Source organism: Streptomyces sp. NPDC006265, assembly GCF_040613555.1.
Taxonomy (GTDB): Bacteria; Actinomycetota; Actinomycetes; order Streptomycetales; family Streptomycetaceae; genus Streptomyces.
In genome coordinates, this window is the sequence record NZ_JBEXSH010000844.1 from 1 (window position 1) to 3926 (window position 3926).

Here is a 3926-nt window from a genome sequence, read left to right on the forward strand (position 1 = left end):
GGGCATCCTGGCCCCCTACCTGGACCCGAACGCGGCGGCCTACGTCGGGGCCGGCTTCCTGGCCGGTGCGACGTTCGCCGGCGCCAACTACATGACCCGGTGAGCCGCACGCGGTGCTGCGCATGGCGGGGCTCGGCGGGGTCTTCATGCTGGCGACCTTCGTGGTGTTCGCCGCGTACGGGGTGCTGGCCGCGTCGGTGCGCCGGCACGTCGTGGGCCGGCCGCGGGTGATGGCCTGGCTGCGGCGGGGCTTCGCGGGGTCGTTCGTGGCCCTGGGGGCGAAGCTGGCGCTCACGGCGCGGTAGCCGCGGTACCTCCCGGGGGCGACGGCGACGCTGTGCCCCCCCCCGGGGCGACGGTGGCCCGAGCCGCGCGTGCCCTCACGCCGCCGTCGGGTCCACCGTGGCCTGGTGGGCCTCCGCCAGGTGCTCCTCCGCCTTCAGCCAGGGCAGGAACTGGGCGCCTCTGTGCCAGCCGCAGGTGTCGCATCTGATCGTGCGCTGCACGCCCGTCCGGTGCACCCGCACCACGTGCTCCCGGCCGTGCTGGTCCCACCGGCTGACCTTGCTCGTGTCGATCTGTGTCATGTGCCCTCCCGCGTCGGGAAATCCGGCGTTCCGGTCTGCTCGCAGCAAGGAGTGTGCAGCAGAACCAACATCAACAGTGCTTCCCCGGAAGCGAGTTATCAGGCCGTGAGGGACCTCAGGCGACGGTGCGGGGCAGCCGCAGGCTCAGCAGGCCGGTCAGCACGACGCCGCCGAGCTGCACCAGCAGGGTCGTGACCAGGGCGTCCCTCATGCCCATCCCCGGAACCAGGGACAGGAACAGCGTGCCCAGGGTCGCCACGCCGAGGGCCAGCGCCGACTGCTGGGTGGTGATCATCACGCCGCTGCCGACACCGGCGCGGGCGGGCGGCACCTCGGAGAGGATCACCCGGTAGAGGACGGGGAGTTGCAGCGCCTGGCCCGCGCCGGCGACCGCCGCGCCCGGGAGCAGCTCGACGAAGCCGAGGTGCGGCCAGAACCACCAGGCGGCCAGCGCCATCAGGGCCAGTCCCACGCCCTGGAGGGCGGCACCGGCCGTCACCACGCGGGTGCCGTACCGGGCGACCAGGCGCGGGCCCAGGAGCGAGAACACGAAGAACACCACCGCCAGGGGCGCGAGTGCCAGCCCCGCCGCCACCGGACCGAGCCCGGCGCCCTGCTGCAGCGCCACCGCGATCACGAACATGAAGCCGCTGAAGCCGATCGAGAACGGCAGCACCAGCAGCAGCCCGCGGCGCAGCGAGGTGAGCGCGAACAGGCTCGGCGGCACCAGCGGCGTACGGCCCTCGCGGTCGGCCCGGCGTTCCACGGCGTAGAACGCCGCCGTGACGAACGGGAACGCCGCCAGGGAAAGCCACGTCCACAGCGGCCAGCCCGCCGCCCGGCCCTCGGTGAGCGGTACGAGCAGGGTGAGGAGCGAGGCCGCCAGGAGGAACGTGCCCGGCACGTCGACCGGCTCGGGCCGCGGCGACCGGGTCTCGGGGACCACGCGGACGGCCAGCACCAGCCCGGCGAGCACGACCGGCACGTTGACGAGGAACACCGAACGCCAGCCGGTCCCCGCGATGTCGGCGGCGACCAGCACCCCGCCCAGGATCTGCCCGGCCACCATCGACAGCCCGGCGGTCGCGCCGTAGAGGCCCATGGCCTTGGCGCGCCGGGGGCCGGTCGTGGTCGCCTGGATCGTGGCGAGTACCTGGGGCAGCATCGCGGCGGCCGACGCGCCCTGCGCGACCCGGGCCGCGACCAGCGACCAGGCGTCCGGCGCCAGCCCGCAGGCCAGCGATGTCAGCCCGAAGGCGGCCATGCCGGCGAGGAACAGCCGCCGCCGGCCGAACAGGTCGCCGAGCCGGCCCCCGAGGACCAGCAGGACGGCGTACGACACCCCGTACCCGGCGACGACGAGTTCCAGGACCGACTCGCCCGCGGCGAGGTCGGTGCCGATGGTGGGCAGGGCGACGTTGACGATGAAGAAGTCGACGAGGGGCAGGGCCGCGGCCAGCAGCACGGCGAACAGCCCGAGACCGCCGAGCGCGGGTGACGGCGCGGCGGGGGAACGTACGGGACTGGGGGCGAGGGATTCGGTGGTCACGCTCCCGAGCCTGCGACGTCACTCAGGCTGGTACCAGAGTGTCCTTATCCTGGTAGCGGCACCACCTGGAAACAGGGTCCGGACGGCGGCAGGCTGGAGACCATGACGACGATGGCGCGTGAGACGACGCCGCGCACCCCCGAGGCGCCCCGCGACGCGGATGTCCGCCGGCACGAGCTGTCGGCGTTCCTGCGCAGCCGCCGGGAGCGGATCGCCCCCGAGCAGGTCGGTCTGCCCCGGGGCCGCCGGCGCCGCACGCCGGGTCTGCGTCGCGAGGAGGTCGCCCAGCTCTCGGCGGTGGGCGTCACCTGGTACACGTGGCTGGAGCAGGCCCGCGACATCCAGGTCTCCGTGCAGGTGCTCGACGCGCTCGCCCGCGCCCTGCTGCTCGACCCCAGTGAGCGCGCCCACCTGTTCCGGCTGGCCGGGGCCGCCGATCCGACCCCGGCGACCACCTGCCCGTCGGTCACACCGGCGATGCGGGTGCTGCTGGAGCAGGTCGAGCCGTTCCCGGCGTGCCTGCAGAACAGCCGGTACGACATCCTCGCCCACAACCGCACGTACGGGCTGCTGCTGTGCGACCTGGACACGGTCCCGCCCGAGGACCGCAACTGCATGCTGTTGTCCTACACGCACGCCGAATGGCAGTCCTCGCTCGTGCACCTGGAGGAGACCCAGCGCCTCATGGCCGCCCGCTTCCGCGCCACGATGGCCGGCCATCTCGCCGAGCCAGCCTGGAGGATGCTCCTCGACCGTCTGCACGCGGAGTCCCCCGCGTTCCGCACGGCCTGGGACCGCCACGAGGTCGTGTCCCACCGCACCAAACGCAAGGAGTTCCTCAACCGCCACGTGGGCCGCGTCACCGTCGACCACACGGACCTGTGGCTGACGCCGGGGACGGGGCCGCGGATGGTGACGTACGTACCGGCGGACGGGGAGTCACGGGAGCGGCTGGAACGGCTGCGGGAGATCGCTGTGCGGCGGGCGGCGGCCACGGTGTAGCGGGGGTGCCACCGGCCGACCGAGGACCCGTCGGCCGGCAACGGTCGGCCGCGCCGTGACGAGTCTCAGCCGTTCGCCCCGACGGCCTGCCGCACCTTCGCGTTCTCCAGCCTCGCCGCGGCCCGCTCGGCGGTCCCCCGGGCCCACCGCCCGTTCGTCACCGCCCCGAGCGCCAGCACCGCGAACCCGCACAGGGCGAGGATCCACCACCCGGGCCGTGCCGCGGACACGAACACCTCCCGGTACGGGGACGAGCCGACGCCCGAGGCGAGCACCGCGCCCACCACGGCCACCCCCAGCGTCTGCCCGAGCTGCCGGCTCGTGGAGGCGACCGCCGCGGCGACGCCCGCCTGGGCGCGCGGCATGCCGGACACCGCGGTGTTGGTGATGGGCGCGTTGACGAAACCGAAACCGATGCCGAACAGGACGTAGCCGGCGAAGAGCGTGACGTTCGAGGTCTCGGCCTCGAACGCGGCGAACAGGACACCGCTCGTCGTCATCGCGAAGCCCGCGATGAGCAGGGGCAGGCGCGGGCCGCGCGTGCCCACGAGGCGGCCCGACAGCGGTGCGCACAGGAACGTCGGAACCGCCATCGGCAGCATCCACAGGCCCGCCTCCAGGGCGGTCAGACCGCGGACGTTCTGCAGGTACAGCGTCGACAGGAACAGGAAGCCGCCGAGCGCGGCGAACGCGCTGATCGCGATGACCGTCGCCCCGCTGAACGTTGGTTCGCAGCCCTTTCAAGCGGCGGTCGGCCTTCTTCGCCGCATCGCGGATGTCGGGGTTGC

The 3926-nt window shown here is 73.7% G+C and carries 3 protein-coding genes and 2 pseudogenes; 2 read left to right on the top strand and 3 right to left on the bottom strand.

Going from position 1 to position 3926, the window contains the following annotated elements:
• Nucleotides 1-104: 104 nt before the first annotated feature.
• Nucleotides 105-305, top strand: a pseudogene (locus tag ABZ281_RS41200) (LysE family translocator); the annotation flags it as partial.
• Nucleotides 306-380: 75 nt separating this feature from the next.
• Here the strand turns inward: ABZ281_RS41200 and ABZ281_RS41205 are convergent.
• Together ABZ281_RS41205 and ABZ281_RS41210 are read right to left on the bottom strand one after the other, a co-directional pair.
• Nucleotides 381-587, bottom strand: a complete 207-nt coding sequence (locus ABZ281_RS41205) for a hypothetical protein (protein WP_030836562.1) — start codon at nucleotides 585-587, stop codon at nucleotides 381-383.
• Between the two features lie 115 nt (nucleotides 588-702).
• On the bottom strand, nucleotides 703-2136 hold the full coding sequence (locus ABZ281_RS41210; RefSeq protein WP_356663068.1) for an MFS transporter: 1434 nt from the start codon (nucleotides 2134-2136) through the stop codon (nucleotides 703-705).
• 102 nt (nucleotides 2137-2238) lie between these two features.
• Between ABZ281_RS41210 and ABZ281_RS41215 the strand changes: the two genes are divergently transcribed.
• Entirely contained in the window at nucleotides 2239-3138 is a 900-nt protein-coding gene (locus tag ABZ281_RS41215) for a helix-turn-helix domain-containing protein (RefSeq protein WP_356663069.1), read from the top strand.
• Between the two features lie 65 nt (nucleotides 3139-3203).
• Here ABZ281_RS41215 and ABZ281_RS41220 read toward each other — a convergent pair.
• Nucleotides 3204-3860: pseudogene (locus tag ABZ281_RS41220) on the bottom strand (MFS transporter); the annotation flags it as partial.
• Nucleotides 3861-3926 lie beyond the last annotated feature (66 nt).

Bases quoted from the DNA above. Each gene is read 5' to 3' on its own strand.
- ABZ281_RS41205 (WP_030836562.1), bottom strand. From the start codon at position 587: ATGACACAGATCGACACGAGCAAGGTCAGCCGGTGGGACCAGCACGGC.
- ABZ281_RS41215 (WP_356663069.1), top strand. From the start codon at position 2,239: ATGACGACGATGGCGCGTGAGACGACGCCGCGCACCCCCGAGGCGCCC.